The following is a 25,736-nucleotide window of genomic DNA, read 5'->3' on the forward strand; positions in this document are numbered from 1 at the left end:
CTACAGTTCGATCCCGGTAACCACGGAGACAACATGCCTTTTCTGAAACTCGGCGACCGCAGCGTCGCCTACCGCGATACCGGCCCGGCCACGGCCCCGGCCGTGCTGCTGGCGCATCCGCTGGGCATGAGCCAGGCGGTGTGGGACGACGTCGTGGCCGCGCTGTCGCCGCGGCTGCGCCTGATCAGCTGGGATCTGCCGGGCCACGGCGCGAGCGCGCCCGCCGGCGGTGCCTTGAGCGCCGACGATCTCGCGGCTGAGGCCCTGGCCCTGCTCGACGCGCTGGCAATCGACACCGCCCATTTCGTGGGCACCTCGATCGGCGGCACCGTCGGCCAGGCGCTGATGGTAAAAGCACCGGAGCGACTCGAGCGGGTGGTGCTGACCAACACCGGCGCCGTCATCGGCAACGCCGAGGCCTGGCAGCAGCGCGCCGCGCGCGTGCGCAGCGAAGGTCTGGCCGCGATGGCGCCGGAGCTGGTCGAACGCTGGTTCGGGCCGCTATTCAAGCAAGCCCATCCGGAAGCCGTGATCGGCTGGCAGATCCAGCTCGGGCGCGGCGACGACGACAGCTACGCGCGCCTGTGCGAACTGCTGGGTGAGACCGACTTCACCGGCCGCCTGGGTCATTTCCAGCACCCGGTACAGCTGCTGGCAGGTGCCGCCGACGCGGCCACGCCGCCCGCCGCGCTGGAAGCCCTGGCCCGTGAATTGCCGGCCGGCACGGTCACGGTGCTCGACGACGTCGGCCACGTGCCGGCGGTCGAGGCCGCCAACGCACTGGCCGAACATCTGGCCGCATGGCTCGCACCCGCCGGCGCCGAGCCGCCGGTGGCCTACGAAGACGGCTTGACGGTTCGAAAATCGGTGCTCGGCGCCGAGCACGTCGAGCGCGCATCAACCAATGCCAGCACGCTCGACGCACCCTTCCAGAGCATGATCACCCGTATGGCCTGGGGCGAAGTCTGGGGCAACCCCGATCTCAGCCATGTTCAGCGCAGCCTGATCACCGTGTCGATACTCGCCGCGCTCGGCCGCGACGGCGAGCTGGTGCTGCATCTGAACGCGGCGCGGCGCATTGGCGTCACCGAAGCCCAGCTGCGTCAGGCGCTCACGCATGTCGCCATTTACGCGGGCGTGCCGGCGGCCAATCATGCCTTCAAGCTGGCCAAGGACAACGGCTGGGGCGAAGTCGCGTAGCCCCATGGCGAACCCCTTAAGGTGATCCATTCGCCCATCAAACTGCGTCATCTCGCGGCCTTCGCCGAAGTCGCGCGCTGCGGGCGGCTGGCAGCGGCGGCCGAGGCACTGTCGATCACGCAGCCGGGGATGTCCAAGACCATCCGCGAGCTGGAGAGCAGTCTGGGCGTGACCCTGTTCGAGCGGCTGCCGCGTGGAGTGCGCCTCACCCCGGCCGGGCGCACGCTGTTGCGCTATACCGCGCCGGCCCTGCGCTCCATCGCCGAAGGCATCGAGGCGGTACGCCGGGATACGCCGGAATCGGTGGTGCGCATGGGCGCGCTGTCGAACGTGGAAGGCGGATTGCTGCCGCAGGCGCTGATGGCAGTGCACGCGCGCTATCCGGAACTGCGCGCCGAAGTCGATACCGGCACCAGCGCCGGCCTGCTCGCCCGGCTGCGGCTGGGCGAGCTGGATCTGGTCGTGGGGCGCATGAGCGAAGCCCACGAAATCCGGGATCTGCATTTCGAGCATCTCTACTACGAGCCCATGATCCTGGTGGTTCGGCACGCTCATCCGGCGGCGGGTACCGACGCGACCGCGCTGACGCATTACCCCTGGGTCATCCCGCCGCGTGGCACGACGTTGCGCGAACGCCTCGAACGCTTCTGGGTCGAGCAGTCGATGACGCCGTCGCACGCGATCGAGACGTTGTCGCTGCCGCTCAGCCGCGCCTATGTACTGAACTCGGATGCAGTCTGGGCCACGCCCGCCGACACCGCGCGCGAGGCCCTTGAAGCCGGCACCATGACCCTGCTGCCGACACCGGTCGAAGCACGCGGCGGCTCGGTGGGGTTTGCCATCAACAGCACGCAGCCGATCGCGCCGGCCGTGGCCTGCTTCTGCGATTGTCTGCGCCGCGCGGCGGCCGAGTATCCGGGGGCGCACCCGGAGTCGACCTGAACGCATAACCAAAAGGTTATACCAGGAGGCAGTAATTTCACTTGGCGCCTACGGCGCGCACAAGGCATCTTCGAGGGATAAGACGAACAAGACGCACGGCCCGACCGCGCGCAATCCGTCGGCCGGCGCTTGAGCCGGCGACCGCAGGAGATGCATTCATGGCGTCCAGACACCCGACCGCTTTCGTCATGCGCGACCGCAACTGGCATCCGCCGGCGTACGCGCCCGGCTACAAGACCAGCGTCGCGCGCTCACCGCGCCAGGCACTGGTAGCCATCCAGACGCCGACGCCCTCCGAGCTGACCGGCCCCACCTTCGGCGACCTAGAACTGGGCGCGCACGACAACGATCTCACCCTCAACTATCGCGAGGGCACCGCCCGCGACGGTCTACCGATCGGTGAGCGCATCATCGTCTACGGTCGGGTGATCGATCAGTTCGGCAAGCCGATGCCGGACACGCTGGTGGAGATGTGGCAGGCCAACGCCGGGGGGCGCTATCGCCACAGCAAGGACAGCTATCTCGCGCCGCTGGATCCGAACTTCGGCGGTGTCGGCCGCACGATCACGGACGCGGACGGCTTCTATCGTTTCCGCACCATCCGACCCGGCCCCTACCCCTGGCCCAACGACCCCAACTCCTGGCGGCCGGCGCATATCCATGTCTCGGTCATGGGGCCATCGATTTCCACCCGACTGATCAGCCAGCTGTATTTCGAGGGCGATCCCCTGATACCACGTTGTCCGATCGTGAACACGATCCGCGATGCGGACGCGGTCGAAACCCTGGTCTCGCGCCTGGACATGCCGCGCTCGCGCTCGTTCGACTGTCTCACGTACCGCTTCGACATCGTCACCCGCGGCGCGCTGCAGACATGGTTCGAGAATCTGTAATCCGCGGGAGACGCACCCCATGAATACCTTCAAGCAACCGCTCGATCCCGACAGCGTCTTTCTACCCGAGACGCCGTCCCAGACCGCCGGACCCTATGTACATATCGGTCTGGCGCTCGACGTGGCCGGCCTGCCGCCGCGCGACTACGAGATCGGCAACCGGCTGGCGGGGGCAGACGCCGCCGGTCAACGCATCGAGATCCGCGGCGTGGTCCTCGACGGCGACGAGCGGCCGGTCGACGACATTCTGGTCGAGCTCTGGCAGGCCGACGCCGACGGCGTATACCCGCGCGCATTCCGCGCCGACAACGCATTCAACGGCTTCGGCCGCGCCGCCCCCGGCGCCGCCGACGACGGGCGCTGGTCGTTCACCACCATCAAGCCCGGCCGCGTGCCCCACCCCGACGGCACCGCCATGGCCCCGCACGTCAATCTCATGCTGTTCGCCCGCGGCATCAATATCCATCTGCATACGCGGCTGTATTTCGACGACGAGACCGAAGCCAACGCGAAGTGCCCGTTCTTGGCCCGGGTGCCCGGCTGGCGCCGCGACACGCTGATCGCCCGGCGCACACAGGATAACGACGCCGGCGAGCCGATCTACGAATTCGTGGTCCGGCTACAGGGCGGCAATCAGGAAACCGTGTTCTTCGATTTCTGACAGACATCGCGCTGCAAAAGGAGAGGTCATGAAAACCCAGGTCGCCATCATCGGCGCCGGCCCGTCGGGCCTGCTGCTGGGCCAGCTGCTGGCCAGGAGCGGCATCGACAACGTCATTCTCGAGCGCCGCTCGGGTGAATACGTGCTCGGCCGCATCCGTGCCGGCGTGCTCGAACAGGGCACGGTCGATCTGCTGCGCGAAGCCGGGGTATCGGAGAACATGGATGCCCACGGCCTGCCGCACGACGGTTTCGATATCGCCTTCGACGGTCGCCGTGTGCGCATCGACCTGAAAGGTCTGACCGGCGGCAAGCACGTCACCGTCTACGGCCAGACCGAAGTCACCCGCGATCTGATGAACGCGCGCGAGGCCATCGGTGCCACGACCTATTATGAGGCCACCGACGCCCAGCCGCATGCGCTGGAAAGCGACGCGCCCTATGTCACCTTCACCTTCGAGGGCGAAGAGCACCGCCTGGACTGCGACTACGTCGCCGGCTGCGACGGCTTTCACGGTGTATCGCGCGGCTGTATCCCGGCCGAGCGCGTCCGCACCTTCGAGCGCGAGTACCCGATCGGCTGGCTGGGGGTGATGGCCGACACCCCGCCGGTGGCCGAGGAACTGATCTACGCCAACCACGAACGCGGCTTTGCCATGTGCAGCATGCGCTCGCCCACGCGCAGCCGGTACTACATCCAGGTGCCGGATACGGAATCACCGGACAACTGGAGCGACGACGCGTTCTGGGCCGAGCTCAAGCGCCGGCTGCCCACGGACGCGGCCGACGCCCTGGTGACCGGCGACTCGATCGACAAGTCGGTCGCCCCGCTGCGCAGTTTCGTGGCCGAGCCCATGCAGCATGGCCGCATGCTGCTGCTGGGCGATGCCGCGCATATCGTGCCGCCAACCGGCGCCAAGGGGCTGAATCTCGCGATCAGCGACGTGCACACCGCCTACCGGCTGTTCGACAAGATCTACCACGAGAACCGTACCGATCTGATCGAGCGCTATTCGCAGACCTGTCTCAAGCGCGTGTGGAAGACCGAGCGTTTTTCCTGGTGGATGACCAGCACCCTGCACAAGTTCTCCGAGGACGACGACTTCAACGCCCGTATCCAGCGCGCCGAACTCGACTACTACACGCGTTCGACCGCGGGCCTGACCACGATCGCGGAGAACTACGTCGGGCTGCCATTCGAAACACTCGAGACTTGAGTAGAAAAGCGCTAGCTGATGTCATCGGCAATTCGCGATTAACAACGAATCCCCGAAGGAGTGGCCATGCACCGCCTGAATCCCCCTTTTCGCTGCGAACACGTCGGCAGCCTGCTGCGCCCGGCCACCCTGCTCGAGGCGCGCCGTCGACACGCCGCCGGTGACATCGACGCCGCGCAGCTGCGCGCCGCCGAAGACGAGGCCATCGCCGCCGCGATCGGCAAGCAGCAGGACGTCGGCCTGCAATGCGCCACCGACGGCGAGTTCCGTCGCGCCTATTTTCATCTGGATTTCCTGCGCCGGCTCGACGGCGTCAGCGTGACCGGCGGCATCGCCGCCAATCCCAGCGCCAAGCGCGCGGATGACGGCTTCACCCCGCCGCAGCTGAGCGTGACCGGGCCGCTGCGCCACAGCGGCGATATCCAGGTCGAGGATTTCCGTTTTCTGGCCGCGCACAGCGACGTGCTGCCCAAGGTGTCGATCCCGTCGCCGACGATGGTGCACTTTCGCGGCGGCCGCAAGGCCATCGATATCGACGCCTATCCCGATCTGGATGTGTTCTTCGAAGATCTCGCGCAGTGCTATCGGGACGAGATCAGCGCCCTGCACGCCGCCGGCTGTCGCTATATCCAGCTCGACGACACCAACCTCGCCTATCTTTGCGACCCCAAGATGCGTGCCGCCGCGAAAGACCGCGGTGAAGACCCCGACGCGCTGCCGCATCAATACGCCGAGTTGATCAACGCCGCCCTCGCCGGCCGGCCCGACGATCTCACCGTCGGCATCCATCTGTGCCGTGGCAACTACCGCAGCACCTGGTTCGCCGAAGGCGGCTACGAACCGGTCGCCAACGTGTTGTTCAACGAACTCGCCGTCGACGCCTACTTCCTCGAATACGACGACGAACGCTCGGGCGATTTCGCGCCGCTGCGTTTCGTGCCCGACAGCAAAACCGTGGTTCTGGGCCTGATGTCGTCCAAGCAGGCGACGCTGGAATCGCGCGACACGATAACCCAGCGCATCGACGAGGCCGCGCAATATGTCCCGCTCGATCAGCTCTGCCTGAGCCCGCAGTGCGGCTTTTCCAGCACCGTGGAAGGCAACGCACTGACCGAGGACGATCAATGGGCGAAGCTGGAACAGGTGGTGAGTATTTCCAGGGACGTCTGGCGGTAGATCGCCCGTTTATCGAAAAACAATCGCCGCCTACAGGCGAGATACGCCCGGTCGCCGATACGACCGGTCGACACATAAATAACGATAAGCGCATCCGCGCTTGTGCAGCAGGAGACAACCGATGGCCACGAACCCGGTCGACATCATCGAACGCTCGCGCCTGAGCGTATTTCAGATGGTGGCTATTGCCATCACCGTCGGCCTCAACGGCCTCGACGGCTTCGACGTGCTGGCGATCAGCTTCGCCGCGCCGGGCATCGCCACCGAGTTCGGCATCGATCGTGCGGCGCTCGGCTTCGTGCTCGCCGCCGAGCTGATCGGCATGGGCATCGGCTCTATCGTGCTGGGCGGGGTCGCCGACAAGATCGGACGCCGGCCGATGATCCTCGGCTGTCTCGTGGCCATGTCGATCGGCATGCTGCTGTCCAGCCAGGCCAATTCGATCGCCACGCTGGCGATCTGGCGGGTGATCACCGGCCTGGGCATCGGGGGCATGCTCGCGGCGATCACCGCCGCCGCGGCCGAACACAGCAATGAAAAGAACCGCAGCCTGAGCGTGGCGCTGAGCGCGATCGGCTATCCGGTCGGCGCTGTGCTGGGCGGCTCGGTAGCGGCCTGGCTGCTGCGAAACCACGACTGGAGGGCGGTGTTCATCTTCGGCGGCTGCGCGTCCGCGGCCTTCATTCCGCTGGTCTGGCTGCGGGTGCCGGAAACCGTGGCCTTCCTGTGTCAGCAGCAGCCGCGTGATGCACTGCGACGGATCAACCACACGCTCGCTCGCATGGGGCATCGATCCGCCGACGCGCTGCCGGAGCCGAGCACGGAACAGTTCAAGGGCGCGACCAGCGACCTGTTCACGCCAGCCCTGATCGCCACCACGCTGCTGGTGACCTTCGCTTATTTCGCCCATATCGCGACCTTCTATTTCATCCTCAAGTGGATTCCCAAGATCGTGGTCGACATGGGCTTCGCCGCCTCCTCGGCGGCCGGCGTGCTGGTCTGGGCCAACGTCGGCGGCGCGCTCGGCGGCATCACTCTGGGCCTGGTCGCGCGCCGTTACCCGGTGCGAGCCGTGACCATAGCCGTGATGCTCGCCGCCTTCGTCATGGTCACGGTCTTCGGCAGCGGCCAGTCCACCCTGATGACGCTGTCGCTGATCGCGGCCACGGCCGGCTTTTTCACCAATGCCGGCGTGGTCGGCCTGTATGCCCTGTTCGCCGAGGCGTTTCCGACCCGGGTGCGCGCCTCCGGCACCGGTTTTGCCATCGGCGTGGGCCGCAGCGGCGCGGCGTTGTCGCCGATCATCGCCGGCCTGCTGTTCGAAAGTGGCGTCGGCCTGCAGGGCGTGGCCCTGTTCATGGCCTGCGGCTCGCTGCTGGCGGCCGCGGCATTGATGTTTCTGAGAATTCGTAAAGCTGAACCGAGCCCTACGGGCTAATACTTGCCGAGCGTGGTCAGCGGCGGGTCTGGCAAGGCGCCGGGCTAAGCCGTATCGACCCATACGGCGAGGATTCGCAATCTGCAGGACGCATCGAGACCCTGCGGTGCGAGTTTGCTCGCATGATACGACGGCCGCGACATCGCATTCAGCCGATCCGCCGTCCGTGCTCTGCCCAGTAGGCCTCCTTGAGCTTGTACTTGAGGATCTTGCCGGCGCCGGACAGCGGCAGCTCGTCGACGAACTCGAAGCTGCGCGGGCATTTGTAGTTGGCGATCCACTCCTTGCAGTGGGCCACGATCGCCTGCTCGTCGGCGCTTTCGCCCTCCTTGAGCACAACCACCGCATGCACGCGCTCGCCCCAGGTCTCGTCGGGCACGCCGATAACCGCGCACTGGGCGATCGCCGGCATGCGCAACAGCGCGTCCTCGACTTCCACCGAGTAGACGTTCTCGCCGCCGGTGACGACCATGTCCTTGAGCCGGTCGACCAGAAACACATAGCCGTCGGCGTCCAGATAGCCGGCGTCACCGGTATGCATCCAGCCGCCGCGCAGCGCCTCGGCGGTCTGCTCGGGCTTGTTCCAGTAGCCCTGCATGACCATTGGCCCGCGTACCGTGATCTCGCCCACCTCGCCGTGATCGACCTCCTCGTCCAACGGATCGACCACCCGTATTTCGGCCATATGCGAGGGAATGCCCGCGGCCGAGAGCTTGTCGGCATAGGCCGGATCGGTATGGCACCAGGTCGGCAGGAAGGCGACCACGGGCGACAACTCGGTCATACCGTAGAGCTGCAGGAATTCGGCCTTCGGCAGCTTGTCGATCGCCAGCCGCAGCAGGCTGTTGTCGATCGGCGAGGCACCGTAGAGCAGCGTATGCAGCGAGGACAGGTCGAACTCGGCGAAGCGCGGATGATTGAGCACCGCCCGCAGCATGGTCGGCACCAGAAACGTCTCGCCGACCTGTTCGCCGGCGATGCCTTCCAGCACCGCCAGCGGATCGAAGCCCGGCAGCACGATCTGGGCGCCCTGGCGCAGCGCGACCTGCAGGATCAGGCCGATACCGGCGACGTGAAAGAAGGGTGCGGAATGCAGTGCCACGACGCGATCGCGACGACAGTCCGGGAGGATCGCACCGAGCGAGCAGCTATAGAGATTGGCATGGCTGAGCATCACGCCCTTGGGCGCGCCGGTCGTGCCGCCGGTATAGAGAATGGCGGCGAGGTCGTCATCGCGGCGCAGCGCGTCCTCGATCGGCGTGGCCGCGGCCATCAGTTCGCGATAATCCAGCGCACCTTCCGGGCAGTCGTTCTCGCCGATATAGACGATCGTCTGCACGGCGTCAGACTGCTCGCGGATCGGTTCCATCATCGACAGGAAGGCATCGTCGACGAACAGGATGCGGGTGCCGCAGTCGTCGAGCGAATACACCGCCTCGCGCGCGCTCCAGCGGATATTGACCGTATTGAACACGCCGCCGCCCCAGAGCGCGGCGAAGATGAACTCGATATAGCGGTCCGAATTCAACGCCAGGATGCCGACCCGGTCACCGGTGCCCATGCCCAGTTCGTGCAGCACGCCGGCCAGGCGGGCCACGCGGTCGGTCAGTTCGGCAAACGAATGGCGGCGGTCGGCAAAGACCACGGCTTCGGCGTCGGGGCGCTCACGTTGGCCCTTGTGCAACGGCTGGGTCAGATACATCGGCGGCACCTCGCGGTGGAAATCGGGACCCGTATCGTGGCTCGACGCGCGGCCGCCGCGGATCGTCCAAAAAGACTATTTCTCATCACTGAAACGCGTGCGCAGTTCCCGCTTGAGCAGCTTGCCCGCGGTGTTCTTGGGCAGCTCGTCGACGAAATGCACCGCCTTGGGAAGCTTGAAGGCGGCCAGCCGCTCGCGCGCATGGGCAATCAACTCCTCGGCGCTGGCGGTGCTGCCCGGCTTGAGCACCACCACCGCGGCGATCGCCTCGACCCATTTTGCGTGCGGCACGCCGATCACCGCGATCTCGGCGATGGCCGGATGCGTATACAACGCTTCTTCGACCTCACGCGACGCCACCATCACCCCGCCGGTGTTCACCACATCCTTGATGCGATCGACGATATAGATGAAGCCCTCGTCGTCGCGATAGGCCAGATCGCCGGAATGAAACCAACCGCCCTCGAAGGCTTCCGCGGTCTGCTCGGGTTTGTCCCAGTACGCGACCATCAGCTGCGGCGAGCGATGCACGATCTCGCCGTGCTCGCCGGGCGCGCAATCCTCGAGCGTGCCGGGCCGGACGATACGAGTCTGGACCGTGGTGATCGGCCGGCCGCAGGAACTCAGGCGATCGGCAACGTGTTCCTCGGGCGCGAGTACCGTCGCCAGCGGCGCGATCTCGCTCTGACCGTAGCAATTGAACAGCCGGCCCTCGGGTAGCCGCCGCGCCAGTTCGGCGACGATCGGCTCGGGCATGATCGAGGCGCCGTAGTAAAGCTTGCGCAGACTGGCCAGATCACGGCGATCGAAGTCGTCGTGTCGCAGCAGCCCGATCCAGACCGTCGGTGGCGCAAAGAACGAGGTGATGCCCTCGGTCTCGATGATCTCGAGCACGCGATCCGCCTGCGGGCTTTCGATCAGATAGTTGAACGCGCCGCGTAGCAGGCCCGGCATGAGAAAACAGTGCATCTGTGCCGAGTGATACAGCGGCAGCGCCGCGAGGCAGCGATCGTGTTCGGCCACGTCCAGATGCAGCAGACAGCCGATGTACTCGGCGAACAGCGAACGATAGGTATGCACCGCGCCCTTGGGCGCCGAGGTGGTGCCGGAGGTATACAGAATCTGTACCGGGTCGTCGTCGCCGATATCGACCGGCGGCGGCGTGTCGTTGCCTGTGCCGCCCGCCGTCGATAGAGCCAGCGACAGGATATCCAGCGCCTCGGTCCGGGCGTGGGCCTTTTCGGCCCGCAGCGAACCGCGCAGACGCAGGTCGACCGTGTCGCCCAGCGCCTCGACGTTGGCCATCAGGTCGTCGTCACAGAACAGCGCCGCCGCGCCCGACTGATTGCATATATAGGCCAGTTCGTCGCGCACCAGCGCATAGTTGACCGGCACATGGATCAGGCCGGCGCGTACACAGCCGAGCCATAGCAGCACATAGGCATCGGAGTTCTTGCCATAGGCGGCCACGCGGTCACCCTGCACCAGACCGGCATCGAGCAGACCCCGTGCCACGCGATTGGCCCCAACGTCGAGCTGCGCATAGGACCAGTCGCGGCCCTGAAAATACAGCGCCGGCGCCTGTGGCTGGCGGCAGACGCTGCGATGCAGGGCATCGCCGAGCGTATTGCCGATCGCGCCGCGCACGGCCTGTGTCGGATCGAACCCCATGCCGCTTCTCCTTTTACTATTTGTTTTATTCGTGCCCGTGGCCACCGGTCTGGCGACACCCTTACAACGACCGGGCCACCACCTCTTTCATGATCTCGTTGGTGCCGCCATAGATACGCTGTACGCGTGCGTCCACGTACATGCGCCCGATCATGTATTCGTTCATATAGCCGTAGCCGCCGAACAGCTGCAGGCACTCATCGATGATCTTGCCCTGCAGGTCGGTAGTCCACATCTTGGCCATGGACGCGGCCACGGTATCGAGTTCGCCGGCCACCAGATCCTGGATACAGCGATCCAGATAGGTGCGCGCGACCCGCACCTGGGTGGCGATCTCGGCCAGCTTGAAGCGCGTGTTCTGAAATTCGAATACCGGCCGGCCGAAGGCGTTGCGCTCCTTCACGTAGTCGAGCGTGGCGGCGAACGCGCCTTCCATCGCGCCGACCGCGTTCACCGACACGATCAGCCGCTCGTAGGGCAAATCCCCCATCAGCTGATAGAAGCCCTGGCCTTCCTCGCCGCCGAGCAGCTGATCGCGATGCAGGGTGACGTCGTCGAAGAACAGCTCCGCGGTGTCCTGGGCCTTCATGCCGATCTTGTCGAGCAGGCGCCCGACCCGGTAGCCCTCGAGATTCTCGGTTTCGGCGATCAGGATGGAGGTACCTTTCGCGCCGGCGGCTGGATCGGTCTTGCACACCACCAGCACCAGACCCGCCAGATAACCGTTCGAGATGAAGGTCTTGGCACCGTTCACGCGGTAGTGTTCACCGTTGAGCCTGGCCGTCGTACGCACACCCTGCAGATCGGAGCCGGCGCCAGGCTCGGTCATGGCGATAGCGCCAACCATTTCTCCTCGGGCCATGCGCGGCAGATATATGTCCTTCTGAGCGTCGGTGCCGTGGTTGAGAATGTAGTGGGCGACGATGCTGTGCACGCCGGAGTTGAAACCGGTCAGCCCGCGTCTGGCCATCTCCTCGAAGCACACGGCTTCGTGGCGAAAATCGCCGCCGGCGCCGCCGTACTGCTCGGGGATGTCCGAACACAGCAGACTCAGTTCACCGGCGCGCCGCCATAGCGCCCTGCCGACGTGGCCCTGCTTGCGGGCCTGTTCATCGCCGGGCTGCATTTCGGTATCGAGAAAGCGGCAGACCATGGCGCGGAACATCTCGATTTCTTCGGTCGCCCAAGGGCATTGATAGGGGGCGTTCTGAACCATCCTCACTTCCTTGATCTGTGGTGCCGACGCATGGCCGGCGGTGCGCTGTCCGGCGCTGGCCTCGTGTCAGCCATCGGCGCCCCGGGAGACATCGACCGGCGCGTAGTCGCGATACTGTTCGCGCAGCTTTGTCTTCAGGAGCTTGCCGGTCGCGGTATGCGGCAGTTCCTCGACGAACACGATCTCGTCGGGTAGCCACCATTTCACCACCCGGTCGGCCAGATGCGTCATCAGCGCGTCGCGGCCGAGGGTGCTGCCGGGACGCCGGGTCACCACCATGAACGGACGCTCCTGCCATTTCGGATGGGCGATGCCGATCACCGCCGCCTCGGCGACCTCCGGATGCGAGAACGCCGCGTCCTCCAGTTCGAGCGAGGAAATCCATTCGCCGCCGGACTTGATCACATCCTTGGCGCGGTCGACCAGTTGCAGATAGCCGTCAGCGTCGATGTTGGCGATATCGCCGGTCGGGAAATAGCCCTGCTCGTCCAGCACCGCCTGGTCGCCGCGGAAATAACCGCTGGCGATCCACGGCCCGCGCACGAACAGATGGCCGGCGTGAACGCCGTCCCAGGGCACGACCCGACCGCCGTCATCGACGAGCTTGAGATCGACGCCCCAGACACCGCGCCCCTGCTTGACCTTGAGCGCTTCGCGTTGCTCGCGATCGAGGTCGTCGTGCTTGGGCAGCCAGCGATTGGATACGCCCAGCGGGCTGGTCTCGGTCATGCCCCAACCCTGCACGACTTCGACCCCCAGTTCGTCTTCCATGCGCCGGATCATGGCGCGCGGCGGCGCGCTGCCGCCGATCCCGATGGTGTCCAGACACAGGGCGCTCGCATCGACGTCGGGGTGCGCATCCAGATACTGGAAGAACATCAGCCAGACGGTCGGCACGGCCTGGGAGAAGGTGACTTTTTCGTCGCGCATCAACGGATAGAGATGCGCGCCGTCGAGATGTTCGCCCGGCAACACGATCTTGGCACCGGCGATCGCGGCCGCATACGGCATGCCCCAGGCATTGGCATGAAACATCGGCACCACCAGCAGCAGCACCGATCGTGCGCTCACCGCGAAGCTGTCCGGCGCCATCGCGATCAGCGAATGCAGCACTGTGGAACGATGGCTGTAGAGCACGCCCTTGGGATGGCCGGTGGTGCCCGAGGTGTAGCACAGGCTCGACGCGGTGCGCTCGTCGAAGTCCGGCCACTCGAAATCCGTGCCTTCGGCGGCCATGAGCTCTTCGTAGCAGAGCAGATTCGGCACCTCGATCGCCGGCATGTGGTCGCGATCGGTCATCGCCACAAAATGGGTCACAGCGGTCAGCGACGGCGCCAGCTGCTCGACCAGCGGTGCGAAACCAATGTCGAACATCAGCACCTTGTCCTCGGCGTGCTTGATGATGTATTCGACCTGCTCGGCGAACAGGCGCGGGTTAACGGTATGCAACACCGCCCCGCTGCCGGACACCCCGTAATAGAGCTCGAGATGACGATCGGTATTCCAGGCCAGCGTCGCCACCCGATCGCCGAATTCGACACCGAGGTGCGCCAGCATGTTGGCCGCCTGCCGGGACCGATCACGCAGTGCGCGATACGTGCTGCGACGGATCGGGCCCTCCACGCTGCGGGTCACGATTTCGGTATCGCCGTGAAACGTCGCGGCATGCTCGATCAGCGATGAGATCAACAGCGGCCGGTCCTGCATCAGACCCAGCATCGGCTCCTCCGGTTTCAACCTTTTTCTTGTACCGTCGACGGTATCCCGACCGGCGACGCACGACAATCGTCACTTTGGCGAAGTCCCGATCGTCGCGCCCGATATGTCGTCGTCAACGACTATCAGCACCTCGGCCGGCAAGGTTTTCCGGGGTTGGCTCTCGGGACGTCAAAGCACGCCGTCGGCCCGTAATCGCGCTCGGGTCTCGGCATCCAGTCCCCAGTCCGCAAGCACCGCATCGGCATCGCGGTCGGCCGCCGATGGCGATGCCGGCGTAGCCGCCGGGGTGCGCGAAAAACGCGGTGCGGGCGCCGGTTGCAACACGCCATCGACGTTTACGAACGCTTCGCGGGCACTGTTGTGCGGATGCGCCGGAGCCTCGTCCCAGTCCAGCACCGGTGCAAAGCAGGCATCGCTGCCTTCCAGCAGTTCGCACCATTGATCGCGGGTACGGGTTACGAGCACCGCGGCGAGCCGGCGCTTGAGATCCGGCCATTGCCCGGGATCGTTCTGGGCCGCGAAGGCAGGATCGTCGATCTCGCATAGCCGCAGCAATTGCGCATAGAACTGCGGCTCGATCGCGCCGATCGCCACATACTTGCCGTCGGCGCAGGCGTAACTGTCGTAGAAATGCGCGCCGCCGTCGAGCATGTTCGCGCTGCGCTCGTTCGACCATCGGCCGGCGGCCTTCATGCCGTACATCATCGCCGAGAGCAACGCCGCGCCGTCGGTCATCGCCGCGTCCACGACCTGGCCCTCGCCGGAGTTGCGGCTTTCGAAGACCGCCGCGAGAATCCCGAAGGCCAGCATCATCGCGCCGCCGCCGAAGTCGCCGACGTAGTTGAGCGGCGGCGGCGGCGGCCCGTCCGCGCGGCCCACGGCGTGCAGGGCACCGCTCAGGGCGATGTAGTTGATATCGTGACCGGCGGCTTTCGCCAGCGGGCCGAACTGGCCCCAGCCGGTCATGCGGCCATAGACGAGCGACGGCCGCCTGGCCAGACAGACGTCCGGGCCCAGACCCAGCTTTTCCATCACACCGGGTCGAAATCCCTCGATCAGTACGTCCGCACGCTCTACCAGGGCCAGTACCGCGTCGGCTGCGCCCGGCTTTTTCATGTCCAGCGCAACCCGGCGGCGTCCACGCGCCAGCACGTCGAAACGATCCCGAGCGGGGTCTGATTGTCCGGGGCGGTCGATACGGATCACCTCGGCGCCCATATCGGCGAACATCATGGCGCAGAACGGGCCCGGCCCGATGCCCGCCATCTCGATCACTTTCATTCCCTTGAGCGGTCCGGTCATGGCCTGTTCTCTATGCATTGCAGTGGGGGTATCCAGATTGAGCAGGCAGACATTCAGCCTAGCCGGCGTCGGCGCTCGCCTGACTCGGCGCGACCATGAGCGGCGTCATCGCCTGTCGCAGCGGAGCGGTCAAGGGGGTCGGCCGGCGGCTCGCGCCATCGATGAGCACCATCACGCTCTCGCCCACGGCAACCAGTCGATCGTCGACCTGCACGCCACAGCGCAGCGCAAACGAGCTGTTGCCAATGCCGGCGAGCGCGCTGACGAGTTCGACCGACCCGAGGCCGCGCACCCAGCGGTCGTAGCGAATATCCACGCGGGCGACGAGCAGGCCCATGCCGGGTTTGCGCATCATGTTGAGCGATCCGGTGCGCGACTGTTCCACGAAACGGGCGAGCGCGAGTTCGCCGATACGCGCGTCCGGATCCATATCCGCATAGCGCGCGGTCACCGCGACCCGGCTCGGATAACGATGCACCTCTACCGACCCATCATCCAGCGCCGGCAGGGCCACCAGCGCCGCGTCGTCGGCCAGCTGCGCGGCGAACGCCGCGTGCACCGGCGCGGGCAAATCCACCCACTGATCGCCGTGCCAGGCCCCCATCAGACACTCCTGTACGCTCACGCACTGGCCGTCCTGGAACAGCCCGATGGCCAGCCGGTAATGGTCGTTGCCGACAGCGACCAGCCGTACCCCGCAGATCACGTCCTCCGGATAATGCGTCTCGTGGAGGAAGTTGGTGACGGTACGACGCGGGCGCAGCAGCACGTCGTCGGCGAACAACGCCTCGCGACCGAGCAGCGTCAACAGGTGACGCATGCGTGCTTCGGTATGGAAACCGTGCACGGCCACGTTGTTCACGTGCCGCAGGGTATCCAGATGACCGTACTGCGGACTCAGCGTATGCCGAAAATCATAGGCATTCACGTCCAGTTGCCAAGGCTGTGTCTTCAACCGAAGTTCCCCTCAAATAAACGCATCAAAAGCCAAAGCGGCCATTGTTGCAAGGCGGCATGATCCGACGCCCACGGATGTACGCGCCCTGTCGTCGTTCATTGTCTGGCGCGCGCCCGGTCCTTGAACGCGGCAACGGCGGCTCGCGATTGCTCGCTGTTGATACAGCGATGCTGGGCCGCGGCCTCCTGTTCGAATATCTCGGCGTAGCTGTGCGTGGCCGCCGTGCGCAGCAGCCGCTTCGCCTCGGCGCTGGCCACCGGCGAACGCGTGGCCAGTTCCTGTGCCCAGGCGTTGGCCGCTTCATCGAGTGCCTCGGCGGCCACTATCTTGTTGGCGATTCCGGCCGCCCTGCACTCCTCGGCACCGAGGCTGCCCCCTTCCACGATCAGCGCGAACGCGCGCTGGTAGCCGAGGTGGCGGTACAGCAGCCAGGTGGCGCCGCCGTCGGGCACCAGGCCGACATGGCTGAAGGCCATGTACAGGCGCGCCTGGTCGGCCATGATCACCAGATCACAGGCCATCAGAAGAGCCGCGCCGATGCCGGCCGCCACGCCCGGCGCCACGCCGATGACGGGCTGGGGCATCCGGCCGATGCACTCGAATATCGGACGATAGCCCTGCAACAATTCTTCCTCGACGCTGAAATCCGCGCCCTGCTCTTCCATCAGATCGGCGCCGGCACAAAAACCGCGGCCGGTGGCGCCCAGCAGTACCACCTTGACCGCCGGATCGCGCTCGGCCCGCTGCAGTGCCCCCAGCAACGATTCGCGTAGCGCGCTATTGATGGCATTGAGCGCATCGGGCCGATTCAGCCGGAGGGTCGCGACCGAATCGCGGACCTCGTATGTCACAAGCGTTTCGTCCTGCATGTGTTGTTGCCTCGCTCTTTATCGATTATTGAAATACGCGTCGATCGGTCGCGCGCCGACAAGGTCGCGATGCGTCGTCCGGACACAAGAACGCGATACCGAGGGGCCGTGCGTTGCAACCGACATCATTGTGGCAAAAGATGTCCGCGGACAAGACGCGTGCCGCGGCGCGCATGCACAGGAGATGAAATGCCCGATCACGAATTCACCACAATCGCGCTCACCGTCGATGACGGCGTGGCCACGATCCGCCTCGACCGACCGGGACGGATGAACGCCTTCAATCCCATCATGAAGGACGAATTGATCGCCGCCTTCGATATCACCGACGCCGACGACGCCGTGCGCGCGGTGATCGTCACCGGCAACGGCAAGGCCTTCTGCGCGGGCGCGGATCTGTCGGCCGGCGGCAAGACCTTCGACTATGATCAGCGCGCGGGCGTGGACGCCCACCGCGACGGCGGCGGCCAGCTGTCCATGCGACTCTTTCGCAGCCTCAAGCCGATAATCGCGGCGGTGAACGGCGCCGCCGTGGGCGTGGGCGTAACCATGCAGCTGCCCATGGATATACGCATGGCCTCCGACAACGCGAAGTTCGGCTTCGTGTTCTCGCGCCGCGGCATCGTGCCGGAGGCCGCGTCGTCGTGGTTTCTGACCCGCGCGGTCGGACTGTCCACGGCACTGGAGTGGTGTTATTCGGGCCGCATCTTCACCGCCGCCGAAGCGCTGGAGCGCGGTCTGGTGCGCTCGGTGCACGCGCCCGACGAACTCTATCCGGCGGCTGTCGCCCTGGCTCGCGAATTCGCCGACCAGACCGCGCCGGTCTCCGTGGCCATGACGCGGCAGATGCTCTGGCGCATGCACACGGCACAGCACCCCATGGAAGCCCACCGAATAGATAGTCAGGCGATCAGGGCGCGCGGGCAGTCGGGGGATGCGCGCGAGGGCGTGTCGTCGTTTTTGGAAAAACGCCCCGCCGAGTTTCCGGACCGGGTGTCGGCCGATATGCCCGATTTCTTCGAATGGCAGGGCGAGCCGCCGTTCCAGTCATCTGAATAATGAACCGCCGGCATACGGCTCGGGCCAGATCGGCGCAACGACACGGCCTTCGGCGTTTCGGCTATCGCCCGACAGATGCTCGGCAAGCAGTTGCACGGGTTAGACGCTTGGCAGGCACCAGACTAAAGAACCCGCATTGCGGCGGTTAGTTGTCGGCCAAGCCGAATCCGACGCGTAAGAAGACCATCCATGACCTGACAGCACCGGCGATTCAGTGGGTGCCGCTTCTGCCTGGATGGGCGCGTGGGGCCGACGCTTTCTGTCAGCAACCGCAATTATCGAACCGGGCCCAGCTTCTGGAAGACGATGGCCGGCAACGTGGGCGGCATTCATGGCGGAGTTGCAGCGTCTGCATCCCGGTGCGACACCGCCGAAACGATCGGTGATCAAGGAACGGACCGAGGTCTGTCGGGCGGCAGTCGATTAAATGATGGAAAGCGCAGAACTACCGCCCTGTTCAGCGTCGGCGTCCGGCCGACCGGGCACCGTTTGGAGGGCGCCGTGCATCTCGCGGAACAGCCGCGGCGTTATACCGAACCGCCGCTCGAAAGCCTCGGAGAACCGCGCGGCAGGATACAGGCCGACCTTCGAGGCGATCTCTTTCAGCGATAGCCCGCGCGAGAGCAGCATGCGAGCCGCGTCCAGGCGCGCTGTTTCGACGAACCGGGCCGGCGTCACGCCGGTTGCCGCCACGAATTTGCGATGAAACGTGCGCTCGGTCTGGCCGGCATGTGCGGCCAGCGAAGGTACGTCCAACGGCGCGTCGAGGTTGGCTTGTATCCAGCCGATCAGATCGGCGAAGGGGCTGCCGGCCTTGACCTGGGCTTTGAGGACCGGGCTGAACTGGGACTGGTAGCCAGGCCGCCGGACGTAGAGGATCAGCCGTTTTGCGACCTCACCGGCGATCGCCGCATCAAGATCGCGTGCAATCATCGCTAGCGCCATGTCAATCCCGGTGGTGACGCCGGCCGACGTCCACAGTCGCCCGTCCACCACGTAGAGAGAATCCGGATCGACCGTGACGGCCGGAAAGGTCTCGGCCAGCGGCTTGCAGGAATCCCAGTGCGTCGCCACGCGATGGCCGTCGAGCAGCCCGAGCGCTGCCAGTACGAACCCACCGCTGCAGACCGAGCCGAAACGCTCTGCCTTAGCCGCCAGTCCAGGCAGCGCCGCTCGAAGAATCCGGTCCGCCACCGCCGGCAGGAGATGCTCTCGTTCCGCGCCGGCGATCAGGATGGTGCTGACATCGCCTGGCCGAAAATCGCAGATGCATCCGGTATCGACAGCAACGCCGCTGCTGCTTTCGATGGTGCCGCCGTCGGCCGATACGAGCCCAACCTTGTAATACGCCGGCCGCCCGAATTGCGCCAGGGCGCGGTTGGCGCTGTTGAACACCGATGCTGGCCCCGACGTGTCGAGAAGCTCGAATCCCGGATAGACGACGAATACGACATGATGCATTGGCAGAAAATATGATGATTTTGTCATTTGCGCCATCGCTGATGCCGCTTACTCTCAGCTGGAGTGTCGCGTGAAGCATTTCTTTTCAGCGAGCGGTCGATATGAATTTACGCACTGCGGTTTGGATCGGATCGGGCGTCGTCGCGCTGTCTGTTGTCTGCTTCGGTGGCTGGCTCCTGTCTTTGCCGTCGCCCCCTGCCGCTACGGCCGCACCGGCCATCGCCAGGGAGGAGACTGCTGCCGCGCTCGCCGCCCTTCGGCCGCCCAAGCGTGAGCGCCCGCTGATCGCGGTCATCGGCATCAACGATGCGACCGAGACGACCGATTATCTGATGACCTACGGGGTCCTTCGGCGCGCGGGTGTGGGCGACGTCGTCGCACTCGCAACCGGGCCCGGCCCGGTCCGACTCTATCCGGCACTCACGGCCGAGCCCGATAGCACGGTCGCCGAGTTCGATGCGGCTCATCCGGAAGGCGCCGACTATGTCATCGTTCCGGCGATGGGTCGCGACGACGATCCGGCCGCCATCGCGTGGCTGCAGAGCCAAGCGGCGAAAGGCGCCACCGTTATCAGCGTGTGCGCAGGCGCCAAGGTGATCGGCAAGGCCGGATTACTCGATCACAGGCGCGCCACCACACACTGGTATTACGTAGACGAACTGCTCGAAATCAGCCCGACGACAGAGTATGTCGCCGACCGCCGGATGGTGATCGATGGAAGCGTGGCCACGACCACGACCACGGGCATCTCGGCGTCGATGCCGATGATGCTGACTTTGATCGAGGCGATCGCGGGTCGTGAGAAGGCCGAGGCGGTCGCCCAGGAACTCGGGCTTCGAGAATGGGACGCACGCCATGCAAGCGACGCATTCAAGCTCACCCGCGCTTTCGCGACGAGCGTGCTGCGCAACCGGTTGACCTTCTGGAACCACGAGGCGTTCGGTATCGCGCTCCAGCCGGGCATTGACGAAGTCTCACTTGCGCTCGCGGCTGATGCCTGGTCACGAACCTATCGCTCGCGGGTCGTGACGTTTGCCAACGGGCCTACGAAAACCCGCAGCGGCATTCGCATCCTCCCGGATCGCCAGTCCGATACCTGGTCGGGGGGGCCTCTCGTTTCGACCATCGCAAACCGGCCCCCTGCCCGGGTACTGGACGATACCCTGGCTACCATCGCCGAGAGATACGGGGCGCCGACCGCGCATGTCGTCGCAATGCAACTCGAATATCCGACTTCGGGCGACATGCGTTAACGGCGCGACACGCCAACGCCTGCCCGGCCTTTCACGAGGTAGTCGACGCGTGTTGCATGCCACGGCCGGCAACCACGACCGCAGGAGGTCGCGATGACTGACATTCACAGCGATTTTCAGGACGTTGATCAGGCTCCCGAATCGCTCGCACGCCACGCCCGGGTCGTCATGCAGCGCGCCTTCCTCTTCGCCAAAGCCCCAAGTAGAGCCAGGATTGTCGCCGACAGCGTCGATCATCCGCGTCGATGCGTCGAACCGTTTTTCACTTCCATGCCCGACCAACCATCAACACAGCCTGAGAGGATAGTGTCATGCCCAACACCATTCGCCTCCATCGCGTGCTCGCAGCGAAGCCAGAGAAAGTCTTTCGCGCCTTCGTCGAACCGGACGCCATCGCCAGCTGGCTCCCACCCTTCGGCTTTGTTTGCACCGTCCATGAGCTGGAACCCGAAGTGGGCGGCAAACACAGGATGTCGTTCCGGAATTTCACGACCGGCGACAGCAATTCATTCGGCGGCGAGTACGTCGAGTTCGTTCCCGGCGAACGCCTCGTCTACACGGACAGGTTCGACGATCCCGACTTGCCCGGCGAAATGAAAGTGACAGTGGCATTCAAAGCCGTTTCCGTCGGGACGGAATTGACCGTCGTGCAGGAAGGCGTGCCGGACATGTTTCCCCCTGAAGCCTGTTATCTCGGCTGGCAGGAATGCCTGCAGAAGCTGGCGAAACTTGTTGAGCCCGGGAACAATCAATAACGTCGTCGCCGCGGATAATGCGGGCGATCATCGGCGAACGGAGGAAACCCGCAATGCGACAGCTCGGGATCATCGAGCAAATCTCGATCGACGGCGTGATCCAAGCTTCGGGCGGGCCGGACGAAGAGGCCGACTACGCACATGGCGGATGGACGGTGCCGCATTTCGATCCAGCCGTCAGCGAGACCCGCGACGATCGACGTACAGGAGAATGCACATGAGTGAGTTGGTGACCTGCCTGTGGTTCGACCACGGCGAAGCGAAGAAGGCAGCCGAGTTCTACGCCACGACTTTTCCCGATAGCCACGTCGACCGGGTAAACGCGGCCGCGGCGGACTATCCCGGTGGCGAAGAAGGCGACGAACTGACCGTCGAGTTCACCGTGCTCGGCCGCAAGTTCGTCGGCCTGAATGGCGGTCCGATCTTCACGCCGAACGAAGCCGTCTCTTTCATGGTGGTCACTGACGACCAGAAAGAGACCGATCGCTACTGGGATGCGATTGTCGGCAACGACGGCCGGGAAAGCGCCTGCGGCTGGTGCAAGGATCGATGGGGTCATTCGTGGCAAATCACACCGGCGATTCTGCTCGAGCTGACTACGGGGCCCGATAAGGACAAGGCCCGACGCGCCTTCGAGGCGATGATGACCATGAACAAGATCGACATTGCCACGATCGAGGCAGCCGCAGCGCAATGACCGAAGCACCCTCAAAATCGGAGAGGCTTAACAAGCGTCGCGAAAGCACGGCGGCTGGATCCGGGGCGAGGTGTTTCTACCAGGGACGCGCGACGACCTTCGGCTGAGCGATATCGTCCCACCCCGCAGTTCATTCGGCACCGCGAATAACGGCGGGGCTCGTCCCCGATTTACCCATCGCTCGACCTGGATGCCACCACGTGGAGCGCGGCGCGAGATGAGCGTCATAGGCCGCCACGAATCTCTAGCGTAGAGGCGCATGGCCCGATGGGGGATGCCTCCGGCCCAGTCCGCGCAAGGTCGCACCGCCGCCAGCGCGCAACCGGCGGCGTACGCGCATTGAAGTCGAATCGATGTGCCCGGCAGGCATATTCGCGGCTCGCGCCGCTCACCCTTCGGGCCAGTGCCGAAACGGCACTGTTCTCACCCGCTGCGCGGGCTCGTCGAACCCGCTTGTCTGTCTGTCGCAGGTTAGACAACTTGTCAGATAAGCCACATTAAAAAACCCGCACTGCGGCGGGCTTTTAAATGTGGTGCGCCCGGCAGGAGTCGAACCTGCGACCTCTGGCTTCGGAGGCCAGCGCTCTATCCAACTGAGCTACGGGCGCTCGCGTCGCGTGAAAGGATACGCATACGTCACGCCTGCGTCTACGCAATGAGCTCTGGCGTATCCGTGTCGAAGAAATTTTCCGTTATACTTCGCCCTTCACCGCGTCCATTTACGTTCACGCAGACGAAAGCCTTGCTATGACCGCTAATCACGACCAGACGTTTTTTCGCGCATTCACCATCGTTCTGGGCGTGCTGTTCGCCATCACGATTATCGCGATCATCGGCGCAAACATCATCACCTCGATAGCATCCAGCGATGAGATGCGTCCCGAGGAAATGGCGCAGATCAAGGAACGCACCCAGCCGGTCTACGCGGTGAATACCGATCCCAACGCCACCAAGATGGTCGCGGCCGGCGGCGGCGATGCCAAGCCGATGTCGGGCGAACAGGTATTCAGCAACGTCTGTACCGCCTGTCATACCGCCGGCGTGGCCGGCGCGCCCAAGGTTACCGATACCGCGGAATGGAAAAAACGACTGTCGGATCAGGGCAAGGACAGCCTCTACAAACGCGCGATCAACGGCTACAAGGGCATGCCTGCCAAGGGCGGCAACCCGGATTTGAGCGAAGACGAGATGCACAAGGCCGTCGACTATATTCTCGGCGAGGCCGGCGCCACCTGATCGGCACCGCCGACCCGTAGACAATAAAAAGCCGCTCTCCGAAGCGGCTTTTTATTGTCCGGCGTTCGTGCCGCGAATCAGGGCGTAGGCTCGCTGCCCAGCATGGCCTTGAGCGCGGCGAGTTGGCCGCGGCCGTGTTCGGCCTCCGCCTTGATGTCGCGCTTGCCGCCGGCCTGTGGCCAGTCGATCTCGTCGCGCGGCAATTCTTCGAGAAAACGGCTCGGCGTGGTGTCCGAATTCTCGCCACCGCGCCGACGCTGGCGCGCGTAGCTCAGCGCCAGGGTCTTGCGAGCGCGCGTAATGCCGACATAGAGCAGGCGTCTTTCCTCCTCGATCTTTTCGTCGTCGAGGCAGGCGTGGTGCGGCAGCAGGCCTTCCTCCATGCCGACCAGAAACACGTGGTCGAACTCCAGCCCCTTGGCCGCATGCAGGGTCAGCAGATGGACCTGGTTTTCGATGTCCTTTTCCGACTGGGATGCGAAGTCCATGAGGCTCAATCGGCGCACCACGTCGTCCAGGCTGCGCGGCGTGCCGTCCTCGTTTTCCTCCACATGACCGAGCCAGCCCAGAAATTCATCGACGTTCTCCAGCCGTTTTCGCCCGGCGCGCTGGTTGGCGGCGGTATCGCGCAGCCAGTCGCGATAACCGATATCGGTGATCAGCTGGGTGACGAGTTTGCGCACCGGCGTGGACTCGCCCAGGGCAGCCAGATTCTCGGCCCAGTCGACGAACTCTTCCAGGCGCCGTCCGGCGCGGTCGTTGATGCCACCGGTCAAACCGATACCGCGAGCGGCATCGAACAGGCTGCGATGACGCTGACCGGCATAGTGGGCGAGTGTCTCCAGCGTGGCCGGACCGAGCTCCCGGCGCGGCAGATTGACCACGCGCAGGAACGCCGCGTCGTCGTCGGTGTTGGTCAGCAAGCGCAGATAGGCCGCCAGATCGCGGATTTCGCTGCGCTCGAAGAACGACCGTCCGCCGGAAACGCGGTAGGCCATGTTGCGCTCACGCATGGCTTTTTCGAACGCGCGTGACTGAAAGTTGCCACGGTAGAGCACCGCGTAGCCGCCGAGCTTGTTGCCGGTGCGCAGCCGATGCGCCGAAATCTCGCTGACCACGCGTTCGGCCTCGCCGGCCTCGTCGGCACAGGCCAGTATGCGAATACGATCGCCCTGCCCCATGGCGCTCCAGAGCGTCTTCTCATAGGCGCGCTGATTGGACTGAATCAGCCGGTTGGCCGCCGAGAGCACGTTGCCGACGGAGCGATAGTTCTGCTCCAGCTTGATGACTTTCAGATGCGGGAAATCGCGCGACAGATCGGCGATGTTGCCCGGCCGCGCGCCGCGCCAGGCATAGATCGATTGGTCGTCGTCGCCCACCACGGTAAAGGCCGCGCGGCCGCCGGCAAGCAGGCGCAGCAGCTCATACTGGGCCACGTTGGTATCCTGATACTCGTCGACGAGCAGATATCGAAAACGATTCTGCCAGCGCTCGCGGGCGGCCGGATCGTCGCGCAGCAGTTGCACCGGCAGGCTCAGCAGATCGTCGAAGTCCACCGCGTTATAGGCTTTGAGCCGCCGCTGGTATTCGCCATAGGCCCGCGCGATCGGCTGATCGGCGCCCTCGGCACTCGCCAGTGCCTGGGCCGGGTCGATGAGCGCGGATTTCCAGCCGCTGATGGTGAAACGCGCTATCTTGCGCTGCTCGACGTCGCGCCCGATCAGATCGGCCAGCAGCTTGTCGCCATCCTCGGCGTCGAAGATGGAAAAGCGCGATTTATAGCCCAGCGTTTGGTGCTCCGCGCGAATCATCTGCAGGCCGAGACTGTGGAATGTGCTCACCGTCAGCCCGCGCGCGTCCTCCCGGGACACCAGCTTGGAGGCACGCTGCTTCATCTCGCGCGCGGCCTTGTTGGTGAAGGTCACCGCGGCGATGCGGTCACCGGTATAGCCGCGCTGGATCAGGTAGGCGATCTTGCGCGTGATCACACCGGTCTTGCCGGAGCCCGCGCCGGCAAGCACGAGCAGCGGGCCGTCCAGATAACGGACCGCCGATTCCTGCTGCGGATTGAGTTTGGGTTGCGCCATGGGCGGCAAAGTCTAGCAGCTGCACCGATCCGCGCGGCGGGCAGGCGTGTCTAGGACCTGTTGCCGTTTCATACGGCCCCGCGTTGCGACCCCAAATCACGTCAGACAAGGCGCGGAGCGCCGGCCGCAGTCATTCTGCGGTCAAGCTCTGCAACGCCGGACGGCGCGATTTTGGGCCACAACCTCCAGTAAATAAAGATGGGACGGCGGCATATGAAATAGCAA

22 protein-coding genes and 1 tRNA gene are annotated in these 25,736 nt (G+C 64.9%); 13 read left to right on the plus strand and 10 right to left on the minus strand.

All coding sequences use genetic code 11. The annotated features are described in order from the left end of the window. Nucleotides 1-33 precede the first annotated feature (33 nt). The 7 genes from pcaDC (at nt 34) to ACFOSU_RS05515 (ending at nt 7,526) form a co-directional block, all read left to right on the plus strand. Nucleotides 34-1,200, plus strand: a complete 1,167-nt coding sequence (gene pcaDC, locus ACFOSU_RS05485; RefSeq protein WP_380687281.1) for a bifunctional 3-oxoadipate enol-lactonase/4-carboxymuconolactone decarboxylase PcaDC — start codon at nt 34-36, stop codon at nt 1,198-1,200. Nucleotides 1,201-1,221: 21 nt separating this feature from the next. Further along, nucleotides 1,222-2,142, plus strand: a complete 921-nt coding sequence (locus tag ACFOSU_RS05490) for a LysR substrate-binding domain-containing protein (RefSeq protein WP_380687283.1) — start codon at nt 1,222-1,224, stop codon at nt 2,140-2,142. A gap of 158 nt (nt 2,143-2,300) precedes the next feature. Further along, nucleotides 2,301-3,035, plus strand: a complete 735-nt coding sequence (gene pcaH, locus ACFOSU_RS05495) for a protocatechuate 3,4-dioxygenase subunit beta (protein ID WP_380687285.1) — start codon at nt 2,301-2,303, stop codon at nt 3,033-3,035. A gap of 19 nt (nt 3,036-3,054) precedes the next feature. After that, a complete protein-coding gene (gene pcaG, locus ACFOSU_RS05500) occupies nt 3,055-3,696 on the plus strand; it encodes a protocatechuate 3,4-dioxygenase subunit alpha (protein ID WP_380687287.1) in 642 nt (213 codons plus the stop codon). Between the two features lie 28 nt (nt 3,697-3,724). Then, the gene (pobA, locus tag ACFOSU_RS05505) at nt 3,725-4,912 is read left to right on the plus strand and encodes a 4-hydroxybenzoate 3-monooxygenase (RefSeq protein ID WP_380687290.1); all 1,188 of its coding nucleotides are present in this window, start codon (nt 3,725-3,727) and stop codon (nt 4,910-4,912) included. 66 nt (nt 4,913-4,978) lie between these two features. Continuing rightward, a complete protein-coding gene (locus ACFOSU_RS05510) occupies nt 4,979-6,088 on the plus strand; it encodes a 5-methyltetrahydropteroyltriglutamate--homocysteine S-methyltransferase (RefSeq protein ID WP_380687292.1) in 1,110 nt (369 codons plus the stop codon). Between the two features lie 121 nt (nt 6,089-6,209). Beyond that, complete coding sequence (locus ACFOSU_RS05515) at nt 6,210-7,526, plus strand: MFS transporter (RefSeq protein ID WP_380687294.1); 1,317 nt, start codon at nt 6,210-6,212, stop codon at nt 7,524-7,526. Nucleotides 7,527-7,674: 148 nt separating this feature from the next. On the opposite strand, the gene ACFOSU_RS05520 is transcribed toward ACFOSU_RS05515, so the two are convergent. The 7 genes from ACFOSU_RS05520 to ACFOSU_RS05550 form a co-directional block, all read right to left on the minus strand. Then, nucleotides 7,675-9,228, minus strand: coding sequence for a long-chain-fatty-acid--CoA ligase (locus ACFOSU_RS05520; RefSeq protein ID WP_380687296.1), 1,554 nt, complete (start codon nt 9,226-9,228; stop codon nt 7,675-7,677). Between the two features lie 75 nt (nt 9,229-9,303). Continuing rightward, on the minus strand, nt 9,304-10,899 hold the full coding sequence (locus ACFOSU_RS05525; RefSeq protein WP_380687298.1) for a fatty acyl-CoA synthetase: 1,596 nt from the start codon (nt 10,897-10,899) through the stop codon (nt 9,304-9,306). 61 nt (nt 10,900-10,960) lie between these two features. Further along, entirely contained in the window at nt 10,961-12,115 is a 1,155-nt protein-coding gene (locus tag ACFOSU_RS05530) for an acyl-CoA dehydrogenase family protein (RefSeq protein ID WP_380687299.1), read from the minus strand. Between the two features lie 66 nt (nt 12,116-12,181). Beyond that, nucleotides 12,182-13,834, minus strand: coding sequence for a long-chain-fatty-acid--CoA ligase (locus ACFOSU_RS05535; protein WP_380687301.1), 1,653 nt, complete (start codon nt 13,832-13,834; stop codon nt 12,182-12,184). 168 nt (nt 13,835-14,002) lie between these two features. Beyond that, on the minus strand, nt 14,003-15,136 hold the full coding sequence (locus ACFOSU_RS05540; protein ID WP_380689168.1) for a CaiB/BaiF CoA transferase family protein: 1,134 nt from the start codon (nt 15,134-15,136) through the stop codon (nt 14,003-14,005). A gap of 58 nt (nt 15,137-15,194) precedes the next feature. Further along, nucleotides 15,195-16,091 carry an acyl-CoA thioesterase gene (locus ACFOSU_RS05545; protein WP_380687303.1) on the minus strand — a complete coding sequence of 299 codons (897 nt, stop codon included), beginning with the start codon at nt 16,089-16,091 and terminating at the stop codon, nt 15,195-15,197. 98 nt (nt 16,092-16,189) lie between these two features. Further along, a complete protein-coding gene (locus ACFOSU_RS05550) occupies nt 16,190-16,945 on the minus strand; it encodes an enoyl-CoA hydratase/isomerase family protein (RefSeq protein ID WP_380687305.1) in 756 nt (251 codons plus the stop codon). A 207-nt stretch (nt 16,946-17,152) separates the two neighbouring features. On the opposite strand from ACFOSU_RS05550, the gene ACFOSU_RS05555 reads away from it, so the two are divergent. Further along, complete coding sequence (locus ACFOSU_RS05555) at nt 17,153-18,022, plus strand: crotonase/enoyl-CoA hydratase family protein (protein WP_380687307.1); 870 nt, start codon at nt 17,153-17,155, stop codon at nt 18,020-18,022. Between the two features lie 423 nt (nt 18,023-18,445). Here the strand turns inward: ACFOSU_RS05555 and ACFOSU_RS05560 are convergent, their stop codons facing one another. Beyond that, entirely contained in the window at nt 18,446-19,519 is a 1,074-nt protein-coding gene (locus ACFOSU_RS05560) for a GlxA family transcriptional regulator (RefSeq protein ID WP_380687309.1), read from the minus strand. 65 nt (nt 19,520-19,584) lie between these two features. On the opposite strand from ACFOSU_RS05560, the gene ACFOSU_RS05565 reads away from it, so the two are divergent. The 4 genes from ACFOSU_RS05565 (at nt 19,585) to ACFOSU_RS05580 (ending at nt 22,188) form a co-directional block, all read left to right on the plus strand. After that, entirely contained in the window at nt 19,585-20,736 is a 1,152-nt protein-coding gene (locus ACFOSU_RS05565; RefSeq protein WP_380687311.1) for a DJ-1/PfpI family protein, read from the plus strand. A 311-nt stretch (nt 20,737-21,047) separates the two neighbouring features. Then, nucleotides 21,048-21,491, plus strand: a complete 444-nt coding sequence (locus ACFOSU_RS05570) for an SRPBCC family protein (RefSeq protein ID WP_380687313.1) — start codon at nt 21,048-21,050, stop codon at nt 21,489-21,491. 53 nt (nt 21,492-21,544) lie between these two features. Continuing rightward, nucleotides 21,545-21,712 carry a hypothetical protein gene (locus ACFOSU_RS05575; protein ID WP_380687315.1) on the plus strand — a complete coding sequence of 56 codons (168 nt, stop codon included), beginning with the start codon at nt 21,545-21,547 and terminating at the stop codon, nt 21,710-21,712. Continuing rightward, a complete protein-coding gene (locus ACFOSU_RS05580; protein ID WP_380687317.1) occupies nt 21,709-22,188 on the plus strand; it encodes a VOC family protein in 480 nt (159 codons plus the stop codon). The genes ACFOSU_RS05575 and ACFOSU_RS05580 overlap by 4 nt, the downstream gene beginning before the upstream one ends. 531 nt (nt 22,189-22,719) lie before the next feature. Here the strand turns inward: ACFOSU_RS05580 and ACFOSU_RS05585 are convergent. Beyond that, a tRNA-Arg gene (locus ACFOSU_RS05585) sits at nt 22,720-22,796 on the minus strand. 139 nt (nt 22,797-22,935) lie between these two features. Between ACFOSU_RS05585 and ACFOSU_RS05590 the strand changes: the two genes are divergently transcribed. Further along, a complete protein-coding gene (locus ACFOSU_RS05590; protein ID WP_380687319.1) occupies nt 22,936-23,424 on the plus strand; it encodes a c-type cytochrome in 489 nt (162 codons plus the stop codon). 77 nt (nt 23,425-23,501) lie between these two features. Here the strand turns inward: ACFOSU_RS05590 and ACFOSU_RS05595 are convergent, their stop codons facing one another. Further along, a complete protein-coding gene (locus tag ACFOSU_RS05595) occupies nt 23,502-25,511 on the minus strand; it encodes a UvrD-helicase domain-containing protein (protein WP_380687321.1) in 2,010 nt (669 codons plus the stop codon). Nucleotides 25,512-25,736 lie beyond the last annotated feature (225 nt).

The sequence above is a fragment of the Salinisphaera aquimarina genome (assembly GCF_042643355.1).
GTDB classification, from domain to species: domain Bacteria; phylum Pseudomonadota; class Gammaproteobacteria; order Nevskiales; family Salinisphaeraceae; genus Salinisphaera; species Salinisphaera aquimarina.